This is a genomic window from Streptomyces sp. NPDC007346 (assembly GCF_040703535.1).
GTDB lineage: Bacteria > Actinomycetota > Actinomycetes > Streptomycetales > Streptomycetaceae > Streptomyces.
The window spans coordinates 85,333-112,076 of the sequence record NZ_JBEYKR010000008.1; the positions used below are offsets into that span (position 1 = coordinate 85,333).

Here is a 26,744-nt window from a genome sequence, read left to right on the forward strand (position 1 = left end):
GGATCAGTTGGCCGACCGGAGGAGTGCGGCCATCTCTTCCAGGGACACCGAACCCTCGGTGCCTTCGGACTCGGCCTGGTCGGCGAGGCGGTTGAGCCATTCGTCCTCGTACCGTTCATCGGCTTCGCGCAGGCGACGGTACTCGTCGATGTCGATGAGGACGGCCTCACTCTTGCCGCGGCGCGTGATGATCGTGGGTGTCTCGTCGCGGCGGGCGCGGTCGATGACATCCGCGAGGTGCTTGCGGACCTCGGCCATGGACTCGATTGCAGGCTCACTCATGACATGAATGTACCAGGTGTACATCTGTCACACGAGGTGGGATGGGTTGGGTGGCGCAGGGCGACAGCGCGGCCTCGATAGTTCACTTGCTGGAAATGCTCCACGCGCTGTCGTCGGTGGTGGCCTCCGCGCCGAGGTCCCTCCACTCGGTGCCACTCAGCTCGAAGGCGTCCAGGAGGTACGCGGAGATCGCGTCGGCGACGAGGGCGACGCGGGCGGGTTCCTCGTCGGTGGTCTCGGCGACCATCTCGCCCGCGAGGCCGCCGAGGGTGTGCTCGCCCTCGGCGATGGCGAGCAGGCTCTTCGGGGGCGGGCTGAGGTGGTAGGCGTCCGTGAACCACTCCGGCCCCCGCGTGGAGAGCTGGGACCGGTCCTTGCCGCCCGCGATGACCAGGGCCGGGGTGGTCATGGTGGAGTAGTCCGGCCGCATGAACGGAAGATGTTCGACGGCGAACGGGGTGAGGGTGTCGCCGGTTCCGGTCGCGGCGATCAGCGCGCCGGCCGAGACCGCCGAGTGCGAGAAATCCTCTCCGGGCACGCCGTCGGCGTCGAGCACGCGCGCGCCGAGGAGCGCGCCGGCGGTCTGGGCGCCCCAGGAGTGGCCGACGACCGCGACGCGCCCACGGTCGACGCGGGTCTCCAGGCCGCCGGCCTGGCCGAGGATGTCGTCCAGGCCGTCGACGACCGCGTGGAGGTCGGCGATCCGGACGCGCCAGATGGTGGCGAAGCGCGGGTCGTCCCACCCGAGGCCGTTGCGGCGGGAGTCCAGGTGGGTGGGCTGCACGACGACGAATCCGGCTGCGGCCCAGCGGTCGACGAGAGGTCCGTATCCGTCCAGGGACCAGGCGTTGCCGTGGGAGAACACGATGACCGGCAGGTTCTGGCCCGACCGCGGGGCGGTGACCTTCACCTGTAGGTCGATGCCGCGGTCGGGTACGGGAACGGTCATGGGCTTGACCGCGAAGGTCTGCTGGTCGAGGCGGCTGGAAGGTATCGGGGCCGTGGAGGCAGGGGAGGGCGTGGGGGCCGCCGAAGAGGCCGTGGGGGCCGGGGAGGCCGTGGAAGGTATGGAGGGCGTGGCGGCCGTGGAAGACATGGCGGCCGTGGAAGGCATGGAAGGCATGGAAGGCATGGGAGACCTGCGCTTTCGCCGTGGGATCGCTCTGCCATAATTTGGCGGAGCGCCGTTCCGCCAATTTAGCGGAACATTGTTCCGCGAGCAAAGGGGATCCCGTGCCCGAACCGGTCGGAGTACGCCAGGCACAGGCACAGCGCACCCGCAGTGGCGTGCTGGCGGCCGCAGCGGCGGTCTTCGTGGACCAGGGCGTCCAGGCCCCGATTCGCGACATCGCCCAGCGCGCGGGCGTCGGCGTCGGCACGATCTACCGGAACTTCCCGACCCGGGCGGACCTCGTCACCGCCGTCTACCGGCACCAGATCGACACCTGCGCCGCACTCGCGCCCCAGCTCCTGGAGGAATCCGCCTCCCCGTTCACCGCGCTGACCCGCTGGGCGGACGCGTTCGTGGAGTTCCTGGTGACCAAGCACGGTCTGGGCGCCGCGCTGGGGTCCGACGACCCGGGGCTGGAGAACCTCCACACCCTCATGCTCGACACTCTGGTCCCGGCCTGCGCGACGCTGCTCGAGGCCTGTGCCGACGCCGGCGAACTCCGCCCCGGCATCACCGCCTACACGCTCATGCGCGCCATCGGGAACCTCTCCATCACCGGCCCCGACTACGACCGGGCCGACGCCAGGCACATGGTCGCCACGCTCCTCGACGGATGCCGTCGCGAGGCCTAGCGGCAGAACCCGGTCCGGCCGCTCCCACCGCCTGCTGCGCGCCCGCTGCGTGCCTGGTCGGGGATGGTGCGGTGGGTTCCGGTGCGGCCTGGGAGCGGTACGGGGACGAGCCCGTTGTCAGAGGCTGGTGGCAGCATCGTCACCAGGAACACGTCTGCGGCTGATCGCGTCGGAAGCGCTCACCGATGTGCGTGTCACCGCTGATCTGCTCCACGATGCCGCGTTCACTACGCGTGGATGCGGCGTTCACTACGCGTGTCGTGTCGTCATGTCGTGTCGTGTCGTCGTCGACCACACAGGGAGGAACACATGGCTCAGCTGCTGAGGGTCCAGAATTTCACCGTCTCCAGTGACGGAGTCGCGGCCGGTGAGGACCAGACCCTGGAGAGGCCCTTCGGCCATGTCGAGCCGGAGCGACTGTTCTCCTGGGCCGGCGCCACGGCGAGCTGGCCGATGCGTACGGACCCGGGGGGAAGCCGGGGGCTGGACGACTACTTCACGCGGGACTACGGCCGCAACATCGGCGCCGAGATCATGGGCCGGAACAAGTTCGGCCCCCAGCGCGGGCCCTGGCCCGACCACGCGTGGCGCGGCTGGTGGGGCGAGGAGCCCCCGTTCCGTACGCCGGTGTTCGTCATGACCCACCACGAGCGCCCCTCGTTCACGCTCTCCGACACCACGTTCCACTTCGTCGGCGGCGAGCCGGCCGACGTTCTCGCGCAGGCGCGGGAGGCGGCCCAGGGCAAGGACGTGCGGCTCGGCGGCGGGGTCACCACCATCCGGGAGTTCCTCGACGCCGATCTCGTCGACACCCTGCATGTGGTGGTCTCGCCGGTGAAGCTCGGGACCGGGCTGCGGCTCTGGGAGTCGCCCGACGAGCTGCTCGACCGGTTCCACCTGGAGGCCGTGCCCAGCCCGAGCGGGGTGACGCACCACCTGTTCTGGCGGAAGTGAGGGGGCCCCGGCCCGTTTACGGAACCCGCGCGACCGCCACGTACAGCCCGCTCTCCTCCGGTACGGGGGCCGGCGGGCCGTGGACCCATTCGGGGGCCGTCACCAGGCCGGGCTCCACGAGCTCCAGGCCCTCGAAGAACCGCGCGAACTCCTCGCGGGTCCGCAGCGCCAGCCGGATGCCGCCCTTCTTGTACTCGTCGGTCCCCTGCTGCCCGCCCTCGGGGTTCACATCGGAGGCGCCCTGCGAGAGGACGGCGTAACTGCCGGGGGCAAGGGCGCTCGTGAGCGTACGGAGGATGCCGCGCGGGTCCTCGTCGTCGGGCAGGAAGTGGAGGAGGCCGAGGAGGGAGAGGGCCACCGGGCGGTCGAAGTCCAGTACCTTGCGCGCGGCTTCGAGGATGGCGGCGGGCTCGCGCACGTCGGCGTGGACGTAGTCGGTGGCGCCCTCCGGCCGGCTGACCAGCAGGGCTTCCGCGTGGCGCAGGACGATGGGGTCGTTGTCGCAGTAGACGACCCGGGAGGAGGGGCGGATCTCCTGGGCGATCTGGTGCAGGTTCGGGGCGGTGGGGATGCCCGTACCGATGTCCAGGTACTGCGTCACGCCCTCGCCCGCCAGCCAGGCCGTCGCGCGGTTCATGAAGGCCCGGTTCTGGCGGGCGCCGATCTTGGCCTCGACGGGGAGGTGTTCGGCCACCGCCTGGTCCACGGGGTAGTTGTCCTTGCCGCCGAGCAGCCAGTCGTAGACCCGTGCCGAGTGGGGCCTGCTGGTGTCGATCGGGGGGTGGGGCAGTTCTGTCGTCATGCCGGACTCCCGGGGCGGGGGGATGTGGACGTGTGGGCGTGGGGCGTGTGGGCGTGGGATGTGTTGACGTCGGGCGCGTTGACGTGGGGCGCGTTGACGTGGGGCGTGTGGACGTGGGGCGTGGGGTGCGTTGACGTGGAGTGTGTGGGCGTGTGGATCCTTCCGTCGGAGGAGTCTGGCACAGCAACTTCGGCGCGGTGGTGTGGTGTTGGGTTCCGGGCGCGTTGGTCTGCGTACGGCTGCGAGCGCGGGCGGCCCGGTGCCGCATTGACCTCGGGTGCCGGGCGCCCGCAAGATCCCAGGTGTGGAACCTGACATACCTCCTTCGCCGTGGGACCCGCCCTCGTCCTCGCCCCAGCCGCCCGTGCCGCCCGCGCCTCCGTCCGGCGGCCCCGGCCGGCAGCAGGGCGCCGGGGTCGGCCCCGGCGGGCAGCAGGGCGGCGGACCCGCCTGGCAGCAGGGCTGGCAGGGCCCTCCGCCGGGGGCCGCCCCCTCGTACGGGCCGGTGCCCCCGTACGGGTACGCCCCTCCGTACGGGCCCGTCCCGCCGCCCGGTCCCGTACGTGCCGAGGCCGGGTCGCGCTACGACCAGCAGGGGCGCAACGGGCAGGGCGGGCGGTTCGGGTGGCTCGGGGAGCTGTCGCTCGTCGTGTTCCTGGTCTTCGTCGCCATCGTGGTGGTTTCCGGCATCGGGGCCGTCCTCGCGGCGGTGCTGGACGCGGAGCCCGTGTCGGCGGAGAGCGAGGCGTTCTTCGAGGACCCGGTCGCCGACATGGCCATCCAGCTCGTCGGTATCGCGATCGGGATACCCATCGTCCTGTGGGGCGCCCGCTACCTGGGCAGGCGCCCGGCCGGCACGGTCTCCTCGGTCGTCGGACGGCTGCGGTGGAGGTGGCTCGGGCTGTGCGCCGCCGTCGCCTTTCCGCTGATCATCGTCCAGTTCGGGGTGCTGTTCGCCTGGTCCTGGGGGGAGGAGCCGGCCGAACCGGCCGGGGACGGCTTCCCCGGCTGGACCGCCTTTCTGGTGAGCCTGGTCGTGCTGGCGGCGCTGGTGCCGTTCCAGGCGGCGGCGGAGGAGTACGTCTTCCGGGGCTGGCTCGTCCAGGTGATCGGGCGGGCCGTGCGCTCGCCGTGGCCCGCCGTCGTCCTCGCGTCGCTCCTGTTCGCCCTGGCGCACGGGTTCGGCGAACTCACCGGGTTCGTCCTGCTCTTCTACTCGGCGCTGTGGTGGGGCTGGCTGGTGATCCGCACCGGAGGCCTGGAGGCGGTGATCGCCCTGCACGTCGCCAACAACCTGCTCGCCTTCGGCCTCGCGGCGGGCTTCGGGGAACTCGCCTCCACCGGGACGGCGGCCGACGCGCCCTGGCAGTCGATGGTCGTCGAGTTCGTCTTCGCCCCGCTGTACTGCCTGGTCATGGCACGGATGGCGGACCGGCGGGGGGTCGAGCGGGTGAGTGCCTGAACTTCCCGCGTTTTACGTTGCGCCGGGGCCGGTGCCGGGGCCGGTGCCGGCCCCGGTGCCGGTGCTGGCACCGGGGCTGGGGCTGGGTGGGTGTGCCGGTGGTCGCGCGAGGGGGCGGACGGGTAGGCCGTCGTCCGGGGCCGGATTCAGAAATCCACGGTCAACTGCGCCTGGACGTGGGCCCGTAGGACCCCCGCCATGTCCGTCGCGCAGTCGCTGATCAGCCACTGGATCTGGAGGCCGTCCATCAGGGCGATCAACTGCTGCGCGGCCGCACACGGTTCGACGTCGTCGCGCAGCTCGCCCGCCTCCCGGGCCTGGCGGTAGGCGCGTTCGGTGTTGGCGACCGAGGTCCGGTAGCGGGCCTCGAAGTACGCGTGGGCCGGGTGGTCCGGCGAGGTGGCCTCCGCCGCGACCACCGAGAACAGCTCGACGATCCCGCGCCGCTTGGCGTTCAGCTCCGCGAGGTCCACCAGCCGGCGCAGATGGTCGACGCCCCGGGTGACGCCCAGGGCCAGCCACTCGTCGTCCACGTCGTCGCGGCGCTGGAGCACCGCGAGGAGCAGCGCCTCCTTCGTCGGGAAGTGGTGCAGGAGCCCCGGGTGGGAGATGCCGCAGCGGGTGGCGATGACGCGGAGCGAGGCGCCCCGGTAACCGGCCTCGCCGAACAGGGTCATCGCCTGGTCGAGGATCTCGGTCCGCTTGGCCCGGCCCTTCGCGTAACCGCGCCGCGCTCCCGACGTCACGCGCCTTCACCCGCTGTCATCGGACGCCTTTCTCGTTTCTCGCTCCGCCTCCGCGCCGCCTCTGAGCTGCGCCGCTCCGGCCCAGATTCTCACAGGCCGGAATCGCGCCCCTGTGAATACTTACCAAGCGGTCGGTATTGAGCGTACGGTACTGCGGAGTGCCGTCGTGAAAGGAACTCCTGTGGGCCTCCAGCCGCCGTACCTCGACCCCGCGCTCCCCGTCGCGGACCGGGTCGCCGATCTCCTGGGCCGCATGACGCTGCCCGAGAAGGTCGGTCAGATGCTCCAGCTCAACGCCAAGGAGGGCGTGCGGCACCTCGTGGAGGAGCTGCACGCGGGGTCGATCCTGCACGCCTCGCCCGAGCGGGTGCTGGAGGCCGCCGCCCTCACCGAGAAGACCCGGCTGCGCATCCCGCTGATCGTGGCGGAGGACTGCATCCACGGCCACTCCTTCTGGGAGGGCGCGACGATCTACCCGACGCAGCTCGGCATGGCGGCCACCTGGGACGCCGGCCTGGTGGAGCGGATCGCGCGGGCCACGGCGGTGGAGGTCGCGGCGACCGGGGTGCACTGGACGTTCTCGCCGGTCCTGTGCATCACCCGGGACCTGCGGTGGGGCCGGGTGAGCGAGACCTTCGGCGAAGACCCGCACCTGATCGGTGAGCTGGCCTCCGCGATGGTGCGCGGCTACCAGGGAGAGGGCCTCGCCGACCCGACCGCGATCCTGGCCTGCGCCAAGCACTTCGCCGGGTACTCCGAGACCCAGGGCGGCCGCGACGCCAGTGAGGCGGACATCTCCCGGCGCAAGCTGCGCTCGTGGTTCCTGCCGCCGTTCGAGCGGGTCGCGAAGGAGGGCTGCCGGACGTTCATGCTCGGCTACCAGTCCATGGACGGCGTGCCGATCACCGTGAACGACTGGCTGCTGGGCGAGGTGCTGCGCGGCGAGTGGGGGTACACCGGCACGCTGGTCACCGACTGGGACAACGTCGGCCGCATGGTGTGGGAGCAGAAGATCTACGCCGATTACGCGCAGGCGTCGGCGGCGGCGGTGCGCGCGGGCAACGACATGGTGATGACGACGTCGAAGTTCTTCGAGGGCGCCCAGGAGGCGGTGGCGGAAGGCGCGCTCACGGAGGCCGAGATCGACGCTGCCGTACGCCGCATCCTGACGCTCAAGTTCGAACTCGGCCTCTTCGAAGACCCGCGCCACCCCGACGCCGCCCGGCAGGCCGAGTTCATCGGCAGCGCCGAGCACGCGGCCCTCAACCTGGAGGCGGCCCGGCGCTCGCTGGTGCTGCTGACCAACGACGGCACGCTGCCGCTGGCGGGAGGCCTGGAGGCGGGCGAGCCGGGCACGCCGGGCACGCTGGGTGAGCCGGGCGATTCCGGTGCGGACGGTTCCGGTGCGGACGGTCCCGGTGTGGGCGGTTCCGGTGTGGACGGTCTCGTGGTGGGCGGTGGCGGACGGGCCCGAGCCGCGGCCTCCGGCCCCCGTACGGTCGCCGTCGTAGGTCCCAACGCCGATGACGCGCAGACCCAGTTGGGCGACTGGGCGGGCTCCTCGGGGCAGGCGGACTGGCTCCCGGACGGGCAGCCGCGCACCATGATCCGTACCGTCCTCGACGGCTTCCGGGACCGGGCGCCCGCCGACTGGACCGTGGCGTACGCGCCCGGCGCCCGCATCCTGGGCGTCGGCCCGGACCCGGAGGGGGAGTTCTTCCCGGACGGGCAGCCGCGCCCCGAGGTCGTCGTCCCGGCCGTGCCCGACCCGGCGCTGATCGGTGAGGCGGTCGCCGCCGCCGAGGCCGCCGACTACGTGGTCGCCGTCGTCGGCGACCGCATCGAGCTGATCGGCGAGGGCAAGTCGACGGCCACCCTCGAACTCGTGGGCGATCAGGTTGCGTTGCTGGACGCACTGGCGGCGACCGGCAAGCCGCTGGTGGTCGTGGTCATCAGCTCCAAGCCGCTGGTGCTGCCGCCGTCCGCGCTCGGCGCGGCGGCGATCGTGTACGCGGCCAACCCGGGGATGCTCGGCGGTACGGCGGTGGCCGAGCTGCTGCTCGGGCTGATCGAGCCGACCGGCCGCCTCCCGCTCTCCTTCGCCCGGCACGCGGGCCAGCAGCCGACGTACTACAACCAGGTGCGCGGCCAGCACGGCGCGCGCTACGCGGATCTCACGCAGAGCCCGGCGTTCGCGTTCGGGGAGGGGCTGAGCTACACCACGGTGGAGTACACGGACCTGGAGATCCTGACGGCCGTCGTCGAACCGCACGAGACGGTGCGCGCCCGGGTGACGCTCGGCAACACCGGGTCCCGGCCCGCGCTGGAGACCCTCCAGGTGTACGTGAGCGACACGGTGACCTCGGTGACCTGGGCGGAGAAGGAGCTGAAGGCGTACGAGCAGGTGGCGCTGGCTCCGGGGGAGTCGCGCCAGGTGCTGATCGAACTCCCCGTCGCCGCCTGCACGTTGGTGGACGCGCAGGGGCGGCGCGTGGTGGAGCCGGGCCGGTTCGAGCTGCTGGTGGGTCCGTCGTCGCGGGACGAGGCGCTGCTGCGGGGGGAGTTCACGGTGAAGGGTTGATACGGGAGGGGCGCTCGGTGGGGGCGGCGGGCTCGGGGGGTTCCGGGGCCTCGGGCGGTGGTGCGGGTGTCCGTGAGGCGCGCTGGCCCAGCACCACCCCGCACAGCGTGAGCACGAGCCCGAGGACCTGCCGGCCGGAGAGGCTCTCCCCGGCGAGCAGGAGCCCCAGCAGCACGCCCGTCACGGGGTTGAGCAGCCCCAGCAGGCCGACCGTCCCCGCGGGCAGGTGCTTGAGCCCCAGGAACCAGGCGGCGAAGGCGATGGCCGTCGCCACCACGGCGAGGTAGCCGAAGCCGAGGAGCGCGGGGCCGTCGAGCGCGGGCGGCGCCCCTTCCACGAGCGCGGCGCAGGGCACGAGCAGCAGCCCGCCGCCGAGCAACTGCCAACTGGTGGCGGCGAGTACGTCCACCTCGCCGCTCCACCGCTTGGCCAGGACGTAACCGTACGAGGACATCGCCATGGCCCCCACGGAGGCGAGCACCCCGACCGCGTCCACGGTCCCGGTCGCCGTGAACACCATCAGGCAGACCCCGGCGACACCCGTCATGGCCCCGGCGAGGTGCTTCCAGCCCGGCCGTTCACCGACGAGGGGCCAGGCGAGCATCATCATGAACAGGGGCGCGAGGGCCATGATGATCGACGCCAGGCTGGTGGGGAGGCGCTGCGCCGCCACGTACACGAGCGCGAAGAAGCCGCTCATGTTGAGGGCGCCGAGGACCAGGGACTTCCACCACCAGCTTCCGCGCGGCAGCTTCCGGCAGACGGCCAGGAGGAGGAGTCCGGCGGGGACCGCCCGGAAGGCGGCGCCGTACAGGGGGTGGCTCTCGGGGAGGTACTCCCGCGTGACGAAGTAGGTCGTACCCCAGGCCACGGGGGCCACCGCCGTGACCAGCGACCATTTCAGGTTACCTTCCATGGAAGCTATTGTGCCTTCCATGGAAGGTAATTTTCCGGATGAGGCTCCGGACGGCCCGGTCGCAGCTGTGGCGGAGTCCGCTCCGGCCGGCGCGGGTCTCGACCACGTGGCCCGCGTCCGGGCCGAGTGGGCCCGGGAGCGCCCGGACGTGGACACCTCCCCGCAGGCGGTCATCGGCCGGCTGCACCGCCTGGGCCACCTCCTGACCGCCCGCCTCACCGCCGTCTACGGCGCGCACGGGCTGTCGGAGGGTGAGTTCGACGTACTGGCCGCGCTGCGCCGGGCCGGGGAGCCCTTCGAGCGGGCACCGGGTGAGCTGGCCGCGCACACGATGGTCACCACGGGGGCGATGACCAAGCGGATCGACCGCCTCCAGCGCGCCGGCCTGGTGACCCGGCGCCGCTCGGCGGCGGACGGCCGGGGCCGGGTGGTGGCGCTGACCCCGGAGGGCCGGTCCCTGATCGACCGGGCGTTCACCGAGCACATGCGCAACGAGCGGGAGCTGCTGGACGCGCTGGACCCGCGGGAGGCGCGGGAGCTGGAGCGGCTGCTGACGGGGTGGCTGGCGCGGGTGGAGCCGCCGGGCGTGCCCGCTACGGCTCCCCGTAGACCCGGCGGGTGAGGTCCGCGCGGAGCCGGGTGAGGCGGTCGATCTCGGCGCCGAGGAGGGTGCGCGGACCGGGGAAGACCAGGAGGAAGCGGTTCCGGACGAGAACCTGGCCGGGCGCGGGCGCGGGAAGCGGCGCTTCGGCCACGGCGAAGTGCGCGGCGGTGGGCAGCCCTTGGGGGACGGAGGCCAGGGCGACCTGGCGCGTGGTACGGGGGAGGGGCGGGGTGACGGGCATGCGGGGGCTCCTGGACTCGGCTTCCGGTGTACGGGCGTACGGACGTACGGGCGTCCGACGGAGGCCCGAGGAAGGTCTGATGGAGGCCCGAACGAGGCCCGAGCGAGGCCCGAAGGAGGTCTGAGGAATGCCCGAAGGAGGCCCGAACGGGGGCCTGAAGCGGGGCCGAAGAGCGCCGAGGCAGGCCTCCGCGTGAGGAGAACGTGAGAAAAACAAGAAGAAGAAGCGTTTCGGCGTGACGGCGTTGAGCCGTACGGGTGTGGCGCGGCACTCCGTTGGCCCTTCGGGCGAGCACAATGGGGCGGCGGTTCGTGCAGAGGTGCCGAGGCCCTCTCCCGCACCTTGCGCTGAAGGAGGACCGGTGGCTGATGGCTGGGCGGTTCAGCGGACGGGGCCCGGTGACCAGGCCCGTACCCAGGCGAGGGAACAACTGCTGGAGGCCGCACGGGAGCTGTACGGGGTCATCGGCTACCGGGAGACGTCCGAGACGGACCTGTGCGAGGCGGCCGGGGTCACCCCCGAGGTGCTCCGGCAGGAGTACGGGACGCGGGAGGGGCTCCTGATCGCCCTGCACAACCGGGTCACCACCATCGGCCTGCGGGCCGCGGAGGCCGCCCTGCTCTCCGAGGGCATCGACGAGTGCTCGATCGCGGAACGGGTCCGGCGCCTCTTCGACGCGTACGTGGGGTCCGTCACCCGGGACCCGCGCGAGGCGCGCGTGACCTTCGTGGAGGTGCTGGGCGTGAGCGCGGTGGTGGACGAGCACTGCAAGCTCTGGCGGGCGCTGTGGACGGAGTTCCTGGCCGGTGAGGCCGAGCGGGCGGTGGAGAGGGGGGAGGCGGAGGACAGGGACCACCGCGTCGACGTCATGGTGATGGTCGGCACGGTCCACGAACTGATGGCCCACCACACCCGCCGCTCCCGCCGGGCCCGTCCCGAGGAGGTCTCCGGCGAACTGACGGAGCTCGCACTGACGATGCTGGGGTCGCAGCGGGTGGGGTGAGGGGGCCGAGGCGGTGCGAGGCCGGTCACCGGCCGGCGAGGAGGCCGGGCAGGGCGCGCATGTCGTCGAAGACGACGGTGCCGGGGCCTTCGAGGTGGTGCGGCTCGAACTCCTTCTCCCCGTCGGCCGGCAGGCTGTGCCCGAGGTGGGCCTCGATCTCCTTCGTCATCGCCTGGCTCGAGCGGCCCATGAACCGGTCGACGATCGCGGCTTCGGTGAGCTTCCACCCCGACTGGGCCAGGGCGAGGGCATCCACGCGCACGGCGATGCGCTCGCTGTCGACCAGCACCCCGTCGCAGTCGAATATGACGAGTTCGACGGGACGGATCATGTCCGCAGAATGGACGGGGCCTCCCGGGCAGGTCGTGGGCTGTGGTTGCGGCGGGCGGGCCAGGATAGGGGGCGTGACTTCGTCCTCGTCCTCCCCCGCCGACATCCCGACCCGTATGCCTGACGGCAGCCCCGGCACCATGCAGCGGTGGGTCCTGGAGCCGACGGTGTGGGCGAAGCTGCTGGATGAGAGCGGGTTCGACCTCGTTGGTTCCGGCACCGTGCACGACCCGGGGCCTGACGGCGGGGTGCCGGTGGCCACCAGCCTCTTCCGGGCGAGGAGGCGGGGCGGGGCTCCTTCTCGGTGGGAGCCGTCGTCCGGGCAGGCCGGCCCGCCCGTGTGACGGCTGGTCCGTGGGCCGGCGGGGCAGCGGTGCACGCGTTGGTGAAAGGGCCCGGGGCGGTGGGGCGCCCTGTGGCAGGATGCGTCGCAGACCCTGGACCGCGCGGGTACGGCGGAACTGCCGCAGCAGAGGTGAGGAGCCCCGCGAGTCCGGAACGCCCCCGGACGGGAGTCCCTTCGGCGGCAGCGGTGGTGGCGGCCCCTGACCCTCTGCGGCCCTCCGCCTACCGAAGGACGAACGAACCATGGACAGACGCGCCCTGATGCTGGCCACCGGCGGACTCCTCGGCGGTGTCGGCGCCGCGCAGGTGCTGGCCGCCGGACCGGCCGCCGCCGAGCCGCTTCCGGCCGTGGTCGTCTTCGACGTGCGGGCCTACGGCGCGGTCGGGGACGGTGCAACCGACGACACCGCCGCGTTCCGCTACGCGTTGACCCTCGCGCGGGCCGTACCCGGCGGCGGGGCGACCCTGCTGGTGCCGCCCGGCTCGTACGCGCTCGGGGAGTCCCTGCTGCTCGGGCCCGGCATGACCGTGCAGGCCCACGGGGCGCGGCTGTTCCGTACGGGCAACACCTCGGCCCTCGTCAAGAACTACACGAGCGGCATGCCCGCCGTCGACGCGTACGAGGGCGCCGGGAACATATCCGTCTTCGGCGGTACGTGGGACATGCGTGGCAGCCAGTTCACCTCCACGTGCCCCGCCTTCGTGTTCACGCACGCCGACGGGTTCACCGTCCGGGACGCGACCGTCCTCGACGTCCCCCAGGCGCACGCGATCGAACTCAACGCCGTGCGGCGGGCCCGGATCGTCGACTGCCTCTTCGACGGTGTGTACGCCGGGACCGGTACTCCGGCCGTGCCGAACCGGCTCGAGGCCGTGCAGATCACCGCCGCGACCAGCGCCGCCAACCTGCCCGCCCCCGCCTTCGACGGCACCCCCTGCGTGGACGTCCTGATCACCGGGTGCGTGATGCGCAACTCCCTGCCCACCACCGCCCCGTACGACGCGCTCTGCGGAGACCACTACGTGGCACCCGCCGGTGCGCCCGCCTCGCACCGGCGGTCGCACCGGAACATCCGCGTGCTGGGCAACCGGGTGGAGAGCAGCGGTGCCTACGGCGTCCGCGCCACCGACTGGCAGCAGTCCGTCATCGCCGACAACACGATCGACTCGGCGGCGATCACCGGCATCCACGTCGGCTCCGGTTCGGGCACCCCGCTCCAGGACATCTCCGTCACCGGCAACACGATTCGCGGCGCGGGCTCCGGCGGCGGGATCGTCGTCTCCAACACGTCATCCGGGCGCAACAGTTCGGTGGTCGTCAGCGGCAACCTCATTCGCGCCACGAACGGCGAGACCGGGATCTACGTCGGCCGGACGGACGGGGCGTCGATCACCGGCAACGTCGTCGCCACGACCGGCCACCCGTCCGGCGGGAACTGCCAGGGCATCCAGATACAGCGCTCCCCGCACGCCGTGATCACCGGCAACCACCTGTCGGACATCCACGGTGACGGCATCGGTGTCGACACCGAGTCGACCGAGGCCCTCATCGCCCAGAACACCGTGCTCGGCGCGTCCCACAACGGCATCGCGGTGGCCTCCTCCGAAGCCGCAGTCCGCGACAACCGGATCACCGGGGCGGGGAAGGGCGGTTCGGCCGGGAGCTACGCGGTCCGGATCGGCGGCAACGCGCTGAACGTGTCGGTCCAGGGCAACGTCGCCCGCGTCGGTGAGGGCGGCGGCGCCGAGGCCGGGGTGGGCGTGATGGCCGGCAGCCAGGGGGCCTGGGTCACCGGCAACGACCTGCGCAACTGGACCACCGCCATCCGCGACCAGGGCACGGGGACCGTGGCCACCGGCAACCTCGGCTGAGGCGAGGGGCCTGGGGCCGGCCGCCCCTGTCCCGGGCGGGGTGGCGGGCCGGGGGCCCGTGCGGGGTAGCAGTCCGAGGCCTCGGTGTGGGGTGGCGGCGGTCCGGGCCCCGTGCGGTGTGTCGGTCCAGGGGCCGTGCGTCCGGTGGGGCTGGTGGCCGGGGGTGCCTCAGATCGGTGGTTTGGCGGGTGCCTCAGGCTGGTGGACCGAGGGCGCCTCGGCCGGTGACCGGGCGTGCTTCGGGCTGGTGGTCGGAAGGATGCCCCCGGGCCGGTGGCCGACGGGTGCCTCGGGCCGGTGGACGTCCTCGGCACCTCATACCGATACCGGCGCCGCCCGGTGCCGTGCGTACGGGCCGCCCAGCCCCCACGCCTGGTGCATCGCGTCGGCGAAGGCGGCGGCCAGGAGGTGTTCGCCGGTCGGGCCCGGGTGGGTGCCGTCGTATGTGTCCGTGTGGATGTCGTAGCCCGGCGGGCGCGAGGCCAGCAGGAGCGGGGAGGACGGGGTGTCCAGGTCGGCGACGGCCTTGGCGAGGAGTTCGTTGAAGCGGGCGCAGGAGGCGGCGAAGGGGGCGTCCGTCTCGGCCCGGACGTTGGGTATCACCGGGAGCAGCACCATCCGCAGGTGCGGGTTGGCCGTGCGGGCCGCCGTGATGAACGCGCGGGCGTTGGCGGCCGTCTGCTCGCTGTCCGTGTAGAACCCGAGGTCTATCAGGCCGAGCGAGACCAGCAGCACGTCCGCCTCCGCCTCGCGCACCGCGTCCGCGATCACCGGGGCCATGTGCAGCCACCCCTCGCCCCAGCCCGCCAGGTGCCGGCGCGCGTCGGGCGGGAAGGACGGGTCGGCGTACGCGTGGGAGAGCGGGGCGTTCGCCTCGGGGTCGTACAGCGTCGTGCGCGGCCCGACGATCTCGTACGGGGTCGGCCAGACCGCCTCCAGGTGCTGCCACATCCGGTAGCGCCAGGTGAAGTCGCCGGTGGCGCCGATGGTCATGGAGTCGCCGACCGGAAGAAAACGCATGGCGTCATCATGGCCGATCACGGCTGTGGCCTGCGACGTGACGATGGACACGGTGGTGGCCGCGGTCCCCGGACCGACGGTGGACGGCGCCGTGACGGGGGACACTTGGGCCATGCGTCCGTATCCGAGCCGTTCGGCAGGTCTCGCCGTCCCCGCCGCAGCCCTCCTGCTGCTCCTGGGGGCCGCCTGCCCCGCCGTCGCCGCCGACGGGGAGCCCGACCGTGACTTCACGATCGAGGACCCCCGCATCACCGAGTCCAGCGGCCTCGCCGCCAGCCGTCTGCACCCCGGCGTCTACTGGACGCACAACGACAGCGACGACGGCCCCTACGTCTTCGCCGTCGACTCCCGCACCGGGAAGACCGTCGCGACCATCACCATGCGGGGCATCGGGGAGCCGCGTGATGTGGAGGCCATCTCGATCGGGCCCGACGGTGACATCTACGTCGGTGACATCGGGGACAACCTGGACGGGACCTGGTCCCATGTCTGGATCTACCGCTTCCCCGAGCCCAAGACGCTTCGCGACGCCACCGTCACCGCCACCCAGTACGACGTGAAGTACGCCGACGGCGCCCGCAACGCCGAGGCGCTGATGGTCCACCCCAGGACCGGACGCGTCTACATCGCCTCCAAGAACGAGGACGGCGGCGGCCTCTACGAAGGCCCCGCGGAGCTCACCACCGGGGCCACGAACACGTTCCGGCGGGTGGGGGAGGTGCCGTGGGTGACGGACGGGGCCTTCTCGCCCGACGGGGGCTCGCTGGTGCTGCGCTCGTACTTCAGCGCCCGCGTGTACGACTTCGAGGACGGCCGCCTCGGCGAGAGCCGGTCGATCGCCGCGCCGTTCCAGCGGCAGGCGGAGTCGGTGACGTACACGGCGGACGGCTCGGCCCTGATGTTCGGCTCCGAGGGCGTGCGCAGCGGTGTCGTACGCGTGGAGGTCGAGGGGGGCGGCAAGCCGGGGGCCGGCACGGGGGGCCAGGAGCAGGGGAAGCCTTCGGGGGGCGGCAGCCCGGCCGAGGGGGACGAGGGGGCGGGCGGCGACCAGGGGGACGACGGCAAGGGCAGCGTGGGGCTCGGTGCGGTGATCATCATCGGGGTGGGGGCCCTGTGGTTCGCGTTGAGGCGGCGGGGGCGGGGGTAGCGGGCAAGCGCCCGCGTGGGGGGCGTGATGGGGGCTCGTGCGGGGCGTGGATGGGGAGCGCCCGTGCGGGCGTGACGGGAGGGGCCCGCACGGGGGCGTGGCTGGGGAGGGCCCGGTAGCGGCCCGGGACGGCCCGGTCGGGGCCCGGACGCCGGGTCACGTACTGCCGCGCCCCCCGCGACCGTCCCTCACCCGCCGTCCCTCACACGCCGTCCGTCGCCCGCCGTCCCTCACCCGCCGTTCGTCACCGGCCACACCTGGTAGTGCAGCGTCCTGTCCCGCTTGATCCGGTGCACCAGCGGGACGAGCAGCCCCTGCACGACCGGGTACTTCCGCGACAGCATCCGCGCCGCGTGCGTGTTCTCCTTCGTGCCCGGCCGCAGCAGCCGTGCGTGGGCGCTGATCTTCGGTCCCGTGGGTACGCCCCGGACCGTGCAGGGGGCTAGCTCCACCTTCGGGTGGTTGCGCATCCGCTCGACCTTCCAGGCCGAGGAGAACGTACGGATGAAGGCGTGATCGCCCTCGACGGCGATGTTGACGGGCGTGCCGACGGACGTGCCGTCCTGCCGGTGGGTGCTCAGCAGGACGGTGTACTGCTTCACGAAACGAGCGAGTTCCTGGCTGGCGTCCATACCTCCATTGGGGCACGGGCCGGGCGCGCTGTCATGTCCGCTCCGCCGTACGTTCCGCCGTCCGGTCATCCTTCCGCTTCTGCTGTACGTTCCGCCACCAGGGCCTCGAAACCGGCGATCAGCCGCTGGAGCCCGAACGCGAAGTGGTCGAAGTCGGCGCTGAAGGTGTCCTCGGACATCCCCGCCATCATCGGGTACGCGCCGCTGAGCATGGCCCGCTCCAGGTAGGGGCGCTGGCTCTCCCAGAACTCCTCGTCGTTGAGCCCGGTCTGCGCCACCGCCTCCGCCGCGTCCCCCTGGGTGCGGGCGAGGCCCTCCACGAAGCTGTTGACCGTGATGATCACGCCGATCAGCTCGGGGTCGCGCAGGTTCATCGAGCGCAGCGCGGCGAGCGAGAGCTCCAGGCCGCGCAGGGCGCTGGGGCCGAGCACCGTACGGGCCTGGTTGATCTTCAGCAGCCAGGGGTGGCGGCGCAGGTTGTCCAGGTAGGTCCGGGCCATGGCGTCGATCGCCACCCGCCAGTCGTCCGGTACGGGGTGGTCGGCGGCGGGGCGGCCGGGCTCGGCGGACAGGGGTTCGCCCAGCACCCGGTCGAGCATCAGGTCCAGGAGTTCGGCCTTGCCGGGGACGTACCGGTAGAGCGACATCGTGCCCGTGCCGAGCTCGGTGGAGAGCCGGCGCATGGAGACGGCGGAGAGCCCTTCCGCGTCCGCGACGGCGATGCCCGCGGTGACGATCCGGTCCAGCGTGAGGCCCGGTTTGGGGCCGCGGCTGGGGCGTTCTCCGGTGCCCCACAGGAGTTCCAGGCTGCGCGCGATGTCGCCGCTCCCGGTCGTGGTGCCGTCCGTCGCCGCCGCTGTCGATCCGTCTTTCGCCATGGGGGCAGCGTAATGCGCCGGAGAGGATGTGGGTACGCCGTACTCTCATCTGGGTACAGCGTACTCATCATCGGGTACGGTGTACCCAGTTCGCTCTCGGGTCAGTCGGAGAAGCAGGGGGTTGTGCCATGTCCATGCGCGGAACAGGCGTGAGGTCCACGTCCGGGTACGCGGTGTTCGCCGAGGGGGTCGTCAAGCGGTACCGGGCGCGGGGGAAGGGCGGGGTGGAGAAGCGGGCGCTCGACGGATTCGACCTCACCGTCCGCCCCGGCACCGTCCACGGTCTGCTCGGCCCGAACGGCGCCGGGAAGACCACCGCCGTACGGGTCCTCGCGACCCTCCTGCGGTACGACGGGGGCCGGGCCGAGGTGGCCGGGCTCGACGTGGGGCGCGAACCCCGCCGCGTACGGAGCAGGATCGGGCTCGCCGGTCAGTACGCCGCCGTCGACGAGGGCCTCACCGGGCGGCAGAACCTGGAGATGTTCGGGCGCCTCTTCCACCTCGGCAACCGCGGGGCCCGGCAGCGCGCCGCGGAGCTGCTGGACCGGTTCGACCTGGGCGAGGCGGCCGACCGGAGCGCCAAGGAGTACAGCGGCGGCATGCGGCGCCGGCTCGACCTCGCCTCCTCGATGATCCTCTCGCCCGACGTGCTCTTCCTGGACGAACCGACGACCGGGCTCGACCCGCGCGGCCGGGGCGAGGTCTGGGACGCGGTACGGGCCCTGGTCGCTGGCGGCACGACGGTGCTGCTCACCACGCAGTACCTGGACGAGGCGGACAAGCTGGCCTCCCACATCACCGTCATCGACCGGGGGCGGGCCATCGCCGACGACACCCCGGACGCGCTGAAGAACCGCGTCGGCGGCGACCGGATCGAGGTCGTCGCCGCGGACGGGGGCGACCTGGCGGCGGTGGCGCGGGCCGTCGGCCGGGTGGCCGGGGGCGGGCTCGTCGTCACCGACGCCGCCACCCGCCGGGTGCACACCCAGGTCGCCGACCGGGTGGCCGCGCTCACCGAGGTGGCCCGGAGCCTCCAGGACGACGGGATCGCGGTGGAGGACATCGGGCTGCGCCGGCCGAGCCTGGACGACGTCTTCCTGCGGCTGACGGGACACGGTGCGGACCACGGCGAGGACCAAGGCGCGGACCACGACACCGCCCAGGACCCGGCGCACGACACGGCCCAGGACTCGGCGCGGGAGGTGGCGGCGGCATGAGCACGCTCGAACGGAACCCCGTACCGACAGCACCGGAACCGGCACCGGCACCGGCACCGGCACCCACCGGACCGGTCCGTGAACACGGCCTCGCCTACTGGGCGGTCTCCGACTGCTGGAACATCACCCGCCGCACCCTCACCCACTACCAGCGCCAGCCCTCCGCCATCGTCTGGCAGCTCGGCTTCCCGATCCTCTCCGTCCTGCTGTACGGGTACATCTTCGGCAGCGCCATGAAGGTGCCCGGAGGCGGCGACTACCGGGAGTTCCTGATGCCCGGCATGTTCGCGATGACCATGGCCATGGGGTTCATGAACACCGCCGTGGCCGTCGTCACCGACGCCGGCAAGGGGGTCGTCGACCGGTTCCGGTCCATGCCGATGGCCCCCTCCGCCTTCGCCTCCGGGCGCGGGACGGCCGACCTGGTGGTGGCCGCCGCCGAACTGGCCATCCTGGCCCTCACCGCCCTGCTCATCGGCTGGCGCGCGGGCGGCGGGGTGATGGCCGCCCTCGGGGCGTTCGGGCTGCTCCTGCTGCTGCGGTTCAGCCTGATCTGGGTGGGTGTCTGGCTGGGCCTGCTGGTCCCCACACCGGAGGCGGCGGGCGGGCTGTACGCGGTCGCCTTCCCGCTCACGATGATCTCCAGCACCTTCGTCGCCCCGTCCCTGATGCCGGACTGGCTGGGCACCGTCGCCGCCTGGAACCCCATCTCCTCGACCGCGACCGCCACCCGTGAACTGTTCGGCAACCCGGTGGCCGGCGGCGGGACCTGGGTGGAGGAGAACGCCCTGCTGATGGCCGTGGTGTGGCCGGTGGTGATCACGCTGGTCTTCCTGCCGCTGGCGGTGCGCCGGTTCCGGATGCTGGGCAGGTGAGGCGGTCCGGGCGGGTGGGAGGCGCCTCGGGGCAGTACGTCTAAGGTCCCACCCATGACCGAACGCGAACCCGCCTTTCTGCGCGCCACCCGCACCTCCTACGACACCATGGCCCCCGACTACGCCGCCTTCTCCCGCGAGGAGTTGGCGGCGAAGCCGGTGGAGCGGTCCGTGGTCGCCGCCTTCGCCGAGCTGGCCGCCGCGCACGGACTCCCCGTCGCCGACGTGGGGTGCGGGACCGGCCGGGTGACGGCACATCTGCACGGACTCGGCCTGGGACTGGACGTGTTCGGGATCGACCTCTCCCCGGGCATGCTGGCCGTGGCGCGGGAGGAGCACCCCGGTCTGCGCTTCGAGGAGGGCTCCATGCTCGGCCTGGACGTGCCGGACGGCTCCCTGGGCGGCCTGCTCGCCTGGTACTCGACCATCCACGTCCCGGACGAGGAACTGCCGCGCGCCTTCGCCGAGTTCCACCGCGTCCTGGCCCCGGGCGCCCCCGTACAGCTCGGCTTCCAGGCCGGGGACGAGCCGTTGCGGCTGACCGAGGGGCTGGGCCACGAGGTCTCGCTCGTCTTCCACCGGCGGCAGCCGGAGCGGATGGCCGCACTGCTGCGGGCGGCGGGACTGGAGGTGCGGACCGTGCTGTGGAAGGAGCGGGAGACGGAGGGGCCGTTCCCGGAGCGGGCGCCGCAGGGGTTCGTACTGGCGCGGAGGCCGATTGTCAGTGGTGGCTGTGACGATGGGGACACCAGCACGACGGATTGAGCAGCACGACGGATTGAGGGGGACCCCATGGGCGCCTGGGACATCGGCCACTTCGACAACGACACCGCGGCCGACTTCGGCGGGCGGGTCGACGACGCGGAGCCGGAGAAGAAGGCGGACGTGCTCCGGGCGGCCCTGGCCGCCGCCGCCGACACCTCCCCGCAGGACTATCTCGACAGCGGCGAGGAGGCGGTGGCGGCGGCCGCTCTGGTAGCCGCCCAGTGCCCCGGCGGGGAGCCCGTCACCACCGCGTACGGCCCCAAGGACCCGCTGCCCCCGCTCCCCGCCGACCTGCGCTCCCTGGCGGTCCGGGCCCTGGACCGCCTCACCGGCGCGAACGCGGAGCCGCTGGACCTGTGGGCGGATGCCGGGGCGGAGGCGGAGTGGCTCGCGGGGATAGCCGCCCTGCGCGCGGTGCTGGCGGCGGCCCCGGGGGAGTGAGCGGCCCCCGCCCTCAGCGTTTCGGGCGGCCCGCCCGCACCAGCTCGGCGACATCGAGGGTGACCTCGGCGCCGATGGAGGCGGGCAGCGGGGCCTCCTGACCCGGGGCGTACACCTCGTGGCGGTCGTAGCCGGCGGGCATCATCGTAGGGCGGGACAGGCGAGTACGGCGCTGTCGGCATAGGCCACCCGGTCGGGTGAAGCGGAAACGGCCCGGCACACCGCGTGGGTGCCGGACCGTCTCCGTACAGCCGAGCCGTACAGCCGTAAAGCCGAGCCGTACTGCCGTACAGCGCTACGAACAGGGAAGGGCTACAGCTTCTCGATCACGTAGTCGACGCACGCCGTCAGCGCCTGTACGTCCGCCGGGTCGATCGCCGGGAACATCGCCACGCGCAGCTGGTTGCGGCCCAGCTTGCGGTACGGCTCGGTGTCCACGATGCCGTTGGCGCGCAGCACCTTGGCGACGGCCGCCGCGTCGATCTCGTCCGCGAAGTCGATCGTGCCGATGACCTGCGAGCGCTGCGCCGGGTCCGTGACGAACGGGGTCGCGTACTTGGACTCGTCGGCCCAGCCGTAGAGGTGGCCCGAGGAGGCGGCCGTGCGGCCGGTGGTGAAGTCCAGGCCGCCCTGGGTGTTCATCCACTTCAGCTGCTCGTTCAGCAGGAAGAGGGTGGCCAGCGCCGGGGTGTTGTACGTCTGGTTCTTGAGGGAGTTGTCGATCGCCGTCGGCAGCGAGAAGAACTCCGGGATGTGCCGGCCCGAGGCGTGGATCCGGGCGGCGCGCTCCAGGGCGGCCGGGGAGAACACGCCGATCCACAGGCCGCCGTCGGAGGCGAAGGACTTCTGCGGGGCGAAGTAGTAGACGTCGGACTCGGTGATGTCGACCGGCAGGCCGCCCGCGCCGGAGGTGGCGTCCACCAGGACGAGGGAGCCCTCGTCGGCGCCCGCGACGCGCTTGACCGGGGCCGCGACACCCGTCGAGGTCTCGTTGTGGGTGAAGGCGTAGACGTCGACGCCCGCCTCGGCCCGCGGGTCCGGGTGGGTGCCGGGGTCGGAGGCGATGACGGTGGGGTCGGACAGCCAGGGCGCGAGCTTCGCGGCCTTGGCGAACTTGGAGGAGAACTCACCGAAGTTCAGGTGCTGGGACTTCGCCTCGATCAGACCGTGCGTCGCGATGTCCCAGAAGGCGGTGGAGCCGCCGTTGCCGAGGATGACCTCGTAACCCTCGGGGAGGGAGAAGAGGCTGCGTACACCGTCGCGTACCTCGCCGACCAGGTTCTTGACCGGGGCCTGGCGGTGGGACGTACCGAGGAGAGAGGTTCCGGTGGCGGCCAGCGCGTCGAGCGCCTCCGTCCGCACCTTGGAAGGACCGGCGCCGAAGCGTCCGTCGGCGGGCTTGATGTCAGCGGGAATCTGGATGTCGGCCACGAGTCGGAGCGTAGTCCCTCGGTGGTACGGCTCAGCAACCGTGTCCGTCCGGTGAGACGCGCGCTCCGACCCGTGGGCGCCGGTCCGCAGGCCGGAGATCAGGCGTCGTGGCCGAAGGGGCAGCCCAGCTCCACCGGCAGCTCGTGCAGGTCGTTCTGGGTCACGATCGGCTTGTTGCGCAGCTCGGAGGCCGGTACCGCCAGTTCCAGTTCCGGGAACCGCTCGTAGAGGGCCGGGAGCGCGATCCCCGCCTCCAGGCGGGAGAGCGCCGCACCCGGGCAGACGTGCGGGCCGTGGCCGAAGGCGATGTGGCGGTTGGGGGTGCGGGTGGCGTCGAACTCGCCCGCCGTCGGGCCGTACTGCTCCTCGTCGCGGCCCAGCGCCCCGAACGAGACGATCAGGCCCTCGCCCTTCGGGAGGATCTTGTCGCCGACCTCGATGTCCTCCGTGGCGAAGCGGATCAGGACGTGCGAGGTCGGGGTGTTCCAGCGCAGCGTCTCCTCGATCACGCCCTCCCACCCGATCTCCCCGTTCAGCACCTTCTCGCGCTGCTCGGGGTGGGTCTGGAGCGCCTCGACCACGTTGACGATCAGGCTGATGGTGGTCTCGTGCCCGGCGGCGATGATCAGTTGCAGCGTGTTGACGATCTCCTCGTCGGTGAGGTGGTCACCGTTCTCGGAGGCCGCGATCAGGGCGCTGGTGAGGTCGTCGCCCGGGTCGGCCCGCTTGTCGTCGACGATCTTGGTGAAGAGGGTCCCGAGGTCCGCCATCATCTGCGGGACCTCCTCCGGCGGCGTCTGCGTCGAGAAGAACTTCTCGAACAGCTCCTTGAGGCGCGGGTGGTCCGCCGCGTCCACGCCCATCAGCTCGCTGATGACGTTCATGGGGAGCGGGTAGGCGAACTCGGCCTTCAGGTCCACCGGCTGCCCGGCCGGGAGGGCCGCCAGCCTCTCCAGGCTCGCGTTCGTCAGCGCCTCGATCCCGGCGCGCAGCCGCTCCACCCGCTTCACCGTGAGCGCCTGGGCCACCAGCGTACGGAGACGGCGGTGGTCGGCCCCGTCGACCGTCAGCATCGAGCGGCCCGGGTTGGCCAGGCCGATCAGCGGCCAGTCCATCGGTATCTCGCCGCGCTGCCAGGCGTTCCAGACGTTGATGTCCTTGACCACCCGGCTGTCGGTGAGCAGCGCGCGCGCCTCGGCGTGGCGGGTGACCGCGTACACGTGTACACCGCCCGGCAGCTCCACCTCCGCCAGTGGTCCGGCCGCCCGCAGCGCGGCGCTCTCGCCGTCGAGGTCGGTGACGAACGGATCGAGCGCGATGCGGGTCATGCGGGGCCTCCGAGGCTTGCGGGTCTGCCGAGGGCGGGCGTGGGAGTGAAGAGCACCGGCAGATCCGTCAGACCGCGCAGCCACGGCGACGGGCGGCGGGTGAGCTGCTCGGCGGAGACGGCCAGGTCCACGTCCGGCAGCCGGTCCAGCAGGACCTCGATGCCGGTACGGGCGATGACCTCGGCGGTCTCCTGGGCCGGGAAGGGGCAGCGGTGCTCGCCGTGGCCGAAGGAGAGGAAGGCGTTGTTGCCGCCGGTCAGCGCCGAACCGTCGGTCCGCACCTGCGGGTCCCCGTTGGCGGCGGCGAGGCCCAGGAGCAGCAGGTCACCGGTGCGGACGTGGCGGCCGCCGAGGTGGGTGTCGCGGGTGGCCCAGCGGCCGGCCACGTTCTGTGTCGGGGTGTCCTCCCAGAGGACCTCGTTCATGGCTTCGGCGACGCTGTGCCGGCCGCCCGAGAGCGAGGCGGCGAACCGGTCGTCGGTGAGCATCAGGCGCAGCGAGTTGCCCATCCAGTCGGCGGTCGGCTGGTGCCCGGCCGCCATCATCACCATGAGGTCCTGGGCGATCTCCTCGTCGGTGAAGCCGCCGGTGTCCGCGATCATCCGGCTGGCGACGTCGTCACCGGGCGCGGCGTGCTTGTCGGCCAGCAGCTGGAACATCGAGGTCGCCAGGTGCTGCTGCCCGGCGAGCGCCCGCTCCCGGCCGTCGATCATGTCGTTGATCGCGCCGACCAGGGGGTGGGCCTCCTCGTCGGAGAAGCCGTAGATCCTGGCCAGCACCAGGGCGGGCAGCAGCTTGGCGTACTCCGCGATGATGTCGACCGAGCCCTTGGTGCAGAACCGGTCGATCAGCTCGTCGGCGAACTCCTCCGCGTACCGCTTCAGGGAGAACGGGTCGACGCCCTCCAGCGCGTTGCTGATCATCATCGCGCGGACGCTGTGGCGTTCGCCGACCGTGTAGAGGATCGAGGGCTGCTTACGGCCGATCATCGGCAGCAGCGGCCAGTCGTCGGGGATGCGCTCCCACTGGTTCCACAGGTCGGAGTCCCGGCTGAAGAGGGCCGGGTCGCCGGTGACCTGGTGCAGCTCGCGGTAGCCGAGGACGAGCCAGGCGGGCACGTCGCCGTCGAGCACGACCGGGGCGACGGCGCCGTGGTCGCGCCGCATGTCCCGGTAGAGCTGGACGGGGTCGCTCTGGAAGCGGGGCCCGGACAGGGGTACGGACCCGTGGGTGACGGGGCAGCCGGAGATGGTGGTCACGGGGCGGGCTCCGGGGTCGGGGCAGCCGTCGCCAGCGCCGCTTCGGGGGCGTGGAGGCGGGCGGCGGAGAGCGCGGCCAGGTGCTCGACGAGCGTGATGAGCACGTACTTGCTGGAGGACCGGTCGCGGGCGTCGCACTCCACCAGCGGCACGTCGTCCGCGAGGTCCAGCGCCTCGCGGATCTGCTGCTCGCTGTGGAGCGGGCCGCCGAAGTCGTTGCACGCCACGATGAACGGCGTGCCGTGGTGCTCCAGGCGGTCGATGGCGTACCAGGAGTCGGCGAGCCGGCGGGTGTCCACCAGGACGACCGCGCCGAGCGTGCCGGAGAACAGCCGGTCCCACAGGAACCAGAACCGCTCCTGTCCGGGCGCGCCGAAGAGGTACAGCACCGAGCGTGCGTCGAGCGTGATGCGGCCGAAGTCGAACGCCACGGTGGTGGACGTCTTGGCCTGTACGCCGTCGAGGTGGTCGACGGCCTCGCCCGCGCGGGTCATGGTCTCCTCCGTGTTGAGCGGACGGATCTCGCTCACGGATCGGACCATGGTGGTCTTGCCGACCCCGAAGCCGCCGACGACAACGATCTTCAGTCCGTTGTCGGTCGTCGCGCTCAGGGCGGCGCGGTCAGAGGTTGCGGAGTCCAACGAGCACCTGTTCCAGGATGTCGGGGTCGGGGAGCCGGTCCGCGACACGGGCGGTACGGGGGTGGCGGGCGCTGATCCGGCCGGTGTCCAGCAGGTCGCACAGCATGATGCGGACGATGCTGACCGGCAGGTTCAGGGTCGCGGAGATCTCGACGACGGCGGTGGGGCCCTGGCACATCCGCAGGATCGCGACGTGCTCGGACTGCATGCCGGGGGCCGGGTCGCACTCGGCGACGACGAGGGTCACCAGGTCGAAGGCGGCCGAGTCGGACCGGCTGCGCCCCCCGGTGAGGGTGTACAGCCGGTCCGGATCGTCGTCGCGGCCCGGACGCGGGCGGGGTGCCGTCGTCATACGGCCGAGCTCTCTGCCACGGGTGAGCGCGGCGGGGCGACGAGGTGTTCGCCGAGCTGCTCGACGAGCTCGCTCATGTTGTGGCCCACCAGGCCCACGTCGGAGTCCTCGTCGGCGACGACGGCCAGGTGTGCGCCGGCGCCCGCCTCGACGATGAACAGCACGCCGCCGTAGAACTCGGCCATCGCGGAGCGTACGCCGCCGGTGCCGTCACCGAACTCGATGGACGCGCCGTGCGAGAGGCTCTGGATACCGGCGGAGATCGCGGCCAGCTGGTCGGCCTGGTCGATCGAGAGCTCGGGGGTGCGGCACAGCTTGAGGCCGTCGCGGGACAGGACGAGGGCGTGGCGGGTGCCGGGGGTGCGGTCGAGCAGCCCCTCCAGCAGCCAGTTGAGCTTCTCGTCGGTGGTCGCGGTCATCGGGTGTTGCCTTCCGGGTGCGGGGAGTTGGCACGTACGGCCCGGCTGAAGGTGCTGAAGCGCGCGGCCTGGACCTTCGGGTCGGTGGTACGGGCCTGGGGGTTGTCGGCTCCGCCGGGGGTGGCGTTGCCGGTACGGGACTCGGCGGCGGCCAGCGTGCGGCCGCGGCGGCGCTTGGGCAGGCCGCTCTCGCCGAACGCGGGGACGGTGCCGGTGGATTCGGACTCCGACTCCACCGCCGGGGTCGGGGGCGCGGAGCGGGCGGAGCCGTCGGAGCCCCCGGAGGGCTCGGCGCCGGTGGAGCCGGCCGCCCCCGGTTGCCCGGGCTGCCCGGGTCTTCCCGTCGCCCCTGCATCGGTGCGGTACACCAGGCAACCCTTGCTGGCCCCGCCTGCGCC

The 26,744-nt window shown here is 72.4% G+C and carries 30 protein-coding genes and 1 pseudogene; 13 read left to right on the top strand and 18 right to left on the bottom strand.

What is annotated here, in order from left to right; all coding sequences use genetic code 11:
* Positions 1-3 precede the first annotated feature (3 nt).
* A complete protein-coding gene (locus tag AB0917_RS04675; RefSeq protein WP_366817993.1) occupies positions 4-282 on the bottom strand; it encodes a type II toxin-antitoxin system Phd/YefM family antitoxin in 279 nt (92 codons plus the stop codon).
* A gap of 82 nt (positions 283-364) precedes the next feature.
* Positions 365-1,231 (bottom strand): chlorophyllase, encoded by an 867-nt coding sequence (locus AB0917_RS04680; RefSeq protein WP_366817994.1) that lies wholly within the window; start codon positions 1,229-1,231, stop codon positions 365-367.
* Positions 1,232-1,235: 4 nt separating this feature from the next.
* On the opposite strand from AB0917_RS04680, the gene AB0917_RS04685 reads away from it, so the two are divergent.
* The 3 genes from AB0917_RS04685 (at position 1,236) to AB0917_RS04695 (ending at position 3,039) form a co-directional block, all read left to right on the top strand.
* Positions 1,236-1,454: a hypothetical protein gene (locus tag AB0917_RS04685; protein ID WP_366817995.1), complete on the top strand. Its 219-nt coding sequence runs from the start codon at positions 1,236-1,238 to the stop codon at positions 1,452-1,454.
* 61 nt (positions 1,455-1,515) lie between these two features.
* The gene (locus tag AB0917_RS04690) at positions 1,516-2,085 is read left to right on the top strand and encodes a TetR/AcrR family transcriptional regulator (RefSeq protein ID WP_366817996.1); all 570 of its coding nucleotides are present in this window, start codon (positions 1,516-1,518) and stop codon (positions 2,083-2,085) included.
* Positions 2,086-2,394: 309 nt separating this feature from the next.
* Complete coding sequence (locus tag AB0917_RS04695; RefSeq protein WP_366817997.1) at positions 2,395-3,039, top strand: dihydrofolate reductase family protein; 645 nt, start codon at positions 2,395-2,397, stop codon at positions 3,037-3,039.
* Positions 3,040-3,055: 16 nt separating this feature from the next.
* On the opposite strand, the gene AB0917_RS04700 is transcribed toward AB0917_RS04695, so the two are convergent.
* A complete protein-coding gene (locus tag AB0917_RS04700) occupies positions 3,056-3,841 on the bottom strand; it encodes an SAM-dependent methyltransferase (protein ID WP_366817998.1) in 786 nt (261 codons plus the stop codon).
* Positions 3,842-4,145: 304 nt separating this feature from the next.
* Between AB0917_RS04700 and AB0917_RS04705 the strand changes: the two genes are divergently transcribed.
* On the top strand, positions 4,146-5,303 hold the full coding sequence (locus AB0917_RS04705) for a type II CAAX endopeptidase family protein (RefSeq protein WP_366817999.1): 1,158 nt from the start codon (positions 4,146-4,148) through the stop codon (positions 5,301-5,303).
* Between the two features lie 146 nt (positions 5,304-5,449).
* Here AB0917_RS04705 and AB0917_RS04710 read toward each other — a convergent pair whose 3' ends face one another.
* Positions 5,450-6,049, bottom strand: coding sequence for a TetR/AcrR family transcriptional regulator (locus AB0917_RS04710; RefSeq protein WP_366818000.1), 600 nt, complete (start codon positions 6,047-6,049; stop codon positions 5,450-5,452).
* A gap of 181 nt (positions 6,050-6,230) precedes the next feature.
* Between AB0917_RS04710 and AB0917_RS04715 the strand changes: the two genes are divergently transcribed.
* On the top strand, positions 6,231-8,630 hold the full coding sequence (locus AB0917_RS04715) for a glycoside hydrolase family 3 N-terminal domain-containing protein (RefSeq protein WP_366818026.1): 2,400 nt from the start codon (positions 6,231-6,233) through the stop codon (positions 8,628-8,630).
* On the opposite strand, the gene AB0917_RS04720 is transcribed toward AB0917_RS04715, so the two are convergent.
* Complete coding sequence (locus AB0917_RS04720) at positions 8,614-9,546, bottom strand: EamA family transporter (RefSeq protein WP_366818001.1); 933 nt, start codon at positions 9,544-9,546, stop codon at positions 8,614-8,616. The genes AB0917_RS04715 and AB0917_RS04720 overlap by 17 nt on opposite strands.
* A 106-nt stretch (positions 9,547-9,652) precedes the next feature.
* On the opposite strand from AB0917_RS04720, the gene AB0917_RS04725 reads away from it, so the two are divergent.
* Complete coding sequence (locus tag AB0917_RS04725; protein WP_366818028.1) at positions 9,653-10,168, top strand: MarR family transcriptional regulator; 516 nt, start codon at positions 9,653-9,655, stop codon at positions 10,166-10,168.
* On the opposite strand, the gene AB0917_RS04730 is transcribed toward AB0917_RS04725, so the two are convergent.
* Positions 10,140-10,391: a hypothetical protein gene (locus tag AB0917_RS04730; protein ID WP_366818002.1), complete on the bottom strand. Its 252-nt coding sequence runs from the start codon at positions 10,389-10,391 to the stop codon at positions 10,140-10,142. The two genes, AB0917_RS04725 and AB0917_RS04730, sit on opposite strands and share 29 nt — an antisense overlap.
* Positions 10,392-10,752: 361 nt before the next feature.
* Between AB0917_RS04730 and AB0917_RS04735 the strand changes: the two genes are divergently transcribed.
* Positions 10,753-11,394 carry a TetR/AcrR family transcriptional regulator gene (locus tag AB0917_RS04735; RefSeq protein ID WP_366818003.1) on the top strand — a complete coding sequence of 214 codons (642 nt, stop codon included), beginning with the start codon at positions 10,753-10,755 and terminating at the stop codon, positions 11,392-11,394.
* Between the two features lie 25 nt (positions 11,395-11,419).
* Here AB0917_RS04735 and AB0917_RS04740 read toward each other — a convergent pair whose 3' ends face one another.
* Positions 11,420-11,725: a hypothetical protein gene (locus AB0917_RS04740; RefSeq protein WP_366818004.1), complete on the bottom strand. Its 306-nt coding sequence runs from the start codon at positions 11,723-11,725 to the stop codon at positions 11,420-11,422.
* 587 nt (positions 11,726-12,312) lie between these two features.
* Here AB0917_RS04740 and AB0917_RS04745 point away from each other — a divergent pair.
* Positions 12,313-13,941: a right-handed parallel beta-helix repeat-containing protein gene (locus tag AB0917_RS04745; protein ID WP_366818005.1), complete on the top strand. Its 1,629-nt coding sequence runs from the start codon at positions 12,313-12,315 to the stop codon at positions 13,939-13,941.
* Between the two features lie 315 nt (positions 13,942-14,256).
* Here AB0917_RS04745 and AB0917_RS04750 read toward each other — a convergent pair whose 3' ends face one another.
* Positions 14,257-14,961 carry a GDSL-type esterase/lipase family protein gene (locus AB0917_RS04750; RefSeq protein WP_366818006.1) on the bottom strand — a complete coding sequence of 235 codons (705 nt, stop codon included), beginning with the start codon at positions 14,959-14,961 and terminating at the stop codon, positions 14,257-14,259.
* Positions 14,962-15,073: 112 nt separating this feature from the next.
* Here AB0917_RS04750 and AB0917_RS04755 point away from each other — a divergent pair, with 112 nt between their 5' ends.
* The gene (locus AB0917_RS04755; protein ID WP_366818029.1) at positions 15,074-16,108 is read left to right on the top strand and encodes a WD40 repeat domain-containing protein; all 1,035 of its coding nucleotides are present in this window, start codon (positions 15,074-15,076) and stop codon (positions 16,106-16,108) included.
* A 230-nt stretch (positions 16,109-16,338) separates the two neighbouring features.
* Here the strand turns inward: AB0917_RS04755 and AB0917_RS04760 are convergent, their stop codons facing one another.
* Both AB0917_RS04760 and AB0917_RS04765 read right to left on the bottom strand, forming a co-directional pair.
* The gene (locus tag AB0917_RS04760) at positions 16,339-16,740 is read right to left on the bottom strand and encodes a PPOX class F420-dependent oxidoreductase (protein ID WP_366818007.1); all 402 of its coding nucleotides are present in this window, start codon (positions 16,738-16,740) and stop codon (positions 16,339-16,341) included.
* A gap of 65 nt (positions 16,741-16,805) precedes the next feature.
* Positions 16,806-17,618 carry a TetR/AcrR family transcriptional regulator gene (locus AB0917_RS04765; RefSeq protein ID WP_366818008.1) on the bottom strand — a complete coding sequence of 271 codons (813 nt, stop codon included), beginning with the start codon at positions 17,616-17,618 and terminating at the stop codon, positions 16,806-16,808.
* Between the two features lie 149 nt (positions 17,619-17,767).
* On the opposite strand from AB0917_RS04765, the gene AB0917_RS04770 reads away from it, so the two are divergent.
* Genes AB0917_RS04770 through AB0917_RS04785 form a run of 4 tightly spaced genes read left to right on the top strand, consistent with a single transcriptional unit; the run spans position 17,768 to position 20,916 of the window.
* A complete protein-coding gene (locus tag AB0917_RS04770) occupies positions 17,768-18,835 on the top strand; it encodes an ATP-binding cassette domain-containing protein (RefSeq protein WP_366818009.1) in 1,068 nt (355 codons plus the stop codon).
* On the top strand, positions 18,832-19,710 hold the full coding sequence (locus AB0917_RS04775; RefSeq protein WP_366818010.1) for an ABC transporter permease: 879 nt from the start codon (positions 18,832-18,834) through the stop codon (positions 19,708-19,710). Before AB0917_RS04770 ends, AB0917_RS04775 begins: the two co-directional genes overlap by 4 nt.
* Before the next feature lie 54 nt (positions 19,711-19,764).
* Positions 19,765-20,475, top strand: a complete 711-nt coding sequence (locus tag AB0917_RS04780; protein WP_366818011.1) for a class I SAM-dependent methyltransferase — start codon at positions 19,765-19,767, stop codon at positions 20,473-20,475.
* 27 nt (positions 20,476-20,502) lie between these two features.
* Positions 20,503-20,916: a DUF4259 domain-containing protein gene (locus AB0917_RS04785; protein WP_366818012.1), complete on the top strand. Its 414-nt coding sequence runs from the start codon at positions 20,503-20,505 to the stop codon at positions 20,914-20,916.
* 13 nt (positions 20,917-20,929) lie between these two features.
* Here the strand turns inward: AB0917_RS04785 and AB0917_RS04790 are convergent, their stop codons facing one another.
* From AB0917_RS04790 to AB0917_RS04825, 8 genes and pseudogenes are all read right to left on the bottom strand, one after another.
* Positions 20,930-21,058 carry a hypothetical protein gene (locus AB0917_RS04790; RefSeq protein WP_366818030.1) on the bottom strand — a complete coding sequence of 43 codons (129 nt, stop codon included), beginning with the start codon at positions 21,056-21,058 and terminating at the stop codon, positions 20,930-20,932.
* A 170-nt stretch (positions 21,059-21,228) separates the two neighbouring features.
* Positions 21,229-22,347 (bottom strand): phosphoserine transaminase, encoded by a 1,119-nt coding sequence (gene serC / locus AB0917_RS04795; RefSeq protein WP_366818013.1) that lies wholly within the window; start codon positions 22,345-22,347, stop codon positions 21,229-21,231.
* 98 nt (positions 22,348-22,445) lie between these two features.
* A complete protein-coding gene (locus AB0917_RS04800; RefSeq protein WP_366818014.1) occupies positions 22,446-23,675 on the bottom strand; it encodes a cytochrome P450 in 1,230 nt (409 codons plus the stop codon).
* Entirely contained in the window at positions 23,672-24,934 is a 1,263-nt protein-coding gene (locus AB0917_RS04805) for a cytochrome P450 (RefSeq protein WP_366818015.1), read from the bottom strand. Before AB0917_RS04805 ends, AB0917_RS04800 begins: the two co-directional genes overlap by 4 nt.
* Positions 24,931-25,575 carry an ATP/GTP-binding protein gene (locus tag AB0917_RS04810; protein WP_366818016.1) on the bottom strand — a complete coding sequence of 215 codons (645 nt, stop codon included), beginning with the start codon at positions 25,573-25,575 and terminating at the stop codon, positions 24,931-24,933. The genes AB0917_RS04805 and AB0917_RS04810 overlap by 4 nt, the downstream gene beginning before the upstream one ends.
* Positions 25,556-25,927 (bottom strand): DUF742 domain-containing protein, encoded by a 372-nt coding sequence (locus AB0917_RS04815; RefSeq protein WP_366818017.1) that lies wholly within the window; start codon positions 25,925-25,927, stop codon positions 25,556-25,558. Before AB0917_RS04815 ends, AB0917_RS04810 begins: the two co-directional genes overlap by 20 nt.
* Positions 25,924-26,346 (bottom strand): roadblock/LC7 domain-containing protein, encoded by a 423-nt coding sequence (locus tag AB0917_RS04820; RefSeq protein WP_366818018.1) that lies wholly within the window; start codon positions 26,344-26,346, stop codon positions 25,924-25,926. The genes AB0917_RS04815 and AB0917_RS04820 overlap by 4 nt, the downstream gene beginning before the upstream one ends.
* Positions 26,343-26,744: pseudogene (locus AB0917_RS04825) on the bottom strand (hypothetical protein); the annotation flags it as partial. The pseudogene AB0917_RS04825 and the gene AB0917_RS04820, both read right to left, overlap by 4 nt.

Coding starts and splice junctions, on each gene's coding strand:
- AB0917_RS04675 (WP_366817993.1), bottom strand. CDS start 282: ATGAGTGAGCCTGCAATCGAGTCCATGGCCGAGGTCCGCAAGCACCTC.
- AB0917_RS04680 (WP_366817994.1), bottom strand. CDS start 1,231: ATGACCGTTCCCGTACCCGACCGCGGCATCGACCTACAGGTGAAGGTC.
- AB0917_RS04695 (WP_366817997.1), top strand. CDS start 2,395: ATGGCTCAGCTGCTGAGGGTCCAGAATTTCACCGTCTCCAGTGACGGA.
- AB0917_RS04700 (WP_366817998.1), bottom strand. CDS start 3,841: ATGACGACAGAACTGCCCCACCCCCCGATCGACACCAGCAGGCCCCAC.
- AB0917_RS04720 (WP_366818001.1), bottom strand. CDS start 9,546: ATGGAAGGTAACCTGAAATGGTCGCTGGTCACGGCGGTGGCCCCCGTG.
- AB0917_RS04730 (WP_366818002.1), bottom strand. CDS start 10,391: ATGCCCGTCACCCCGCCCCTCCCCCGTACCACGCGCCAGGTCGCCCTG.
- AB0917_RS04740 (WP_366818004.1), bottom strand. CDS start 11,725: ATGATCCGTCCCGTCGAACTCGTCATATTCGACTGCGACGGGGTGCTG.
- AB0917_RS04745 (WP_366818005.1), top strand. CDS start 12,313: ATGGACAGACGCGCCCTGATGCTGGCCACCGGCGGACTCCTCGGCGGT.
- AB0917_RS04750 (WP_366818006.1), bottom strand. CDS start 14,961: ATGCGTTTTCTTCCGGTCGGCGACTCCATGACCATCGGCGCCACCGGC.
- AB0917_RS04755 (WP_366818029.1), top strand. CDS start 15,074: ATGCGTCCGTATCCGAGCCGTTCGGCAGGTCTCGCCGTCCCCGCCGCA.
- AB0917_RS04760 (WP_366818007.1), bottom strand. CDS start 16,740: ATGGACGCCAGCCAGGAACTCGCTCGTTTCGTGAAGCAGTACACCGTC.
- AB0917_RS04765 (WP_366818008.1), bottom strand. CDS start 17,618: ATGGCGAAAGACGGATCGACAGCGGCGGCGACGGACGGCACCACGACC.
- AB0917_RS04775 (WP_366818010.1), top strand. CDS start 18,832: ATGAGCACGCTCGAACGGAACCCCGTACCGACAGCACCGGAACCGGCA.
- AB0917_RS04780 (WP_366818011.1), top strand. CDS start 19,765: ATGACCGAACGCGAACCCGCCTTTCTGCGCGCCACCCGCACCTCCTAC.
- AB0917_RS04785 (WP_366818012.1), top strand. CDS start 20,503: ATGGGCGCCTGGGACATCGGCCACTTCGACAACGACACCGCGGCCGAC.
- AB0917_RS04790 (WP_366818030.1), bottom strand. CDS start 21,058: ATGCCCGCCGGCTACGACCGCCACGAGGTGTACGCCCCGGGTCAGGAG.
- AB0917_RS04800 (WP_366818014.1), bottom strand. CDS start 23,675: ATGACCCGCATCGCGCTCGATCCGTTCGTCACCGACCTCGACGGCGAG.
- AB0917_RS04815 (WP_366818017.1), bottom strand. CDS start 25,927: ATGACGACGGCACCCCGCCCGCGTCCGGGCCGCGACGACGATCCGGAC.
- AB0917_RS04820 (WP_366818018.1), bottom strand. CDS start 26,346: ATGACCGCGACCACCGACGAGAAGCTCAACTGGCTGCTGGAGGGGCTG.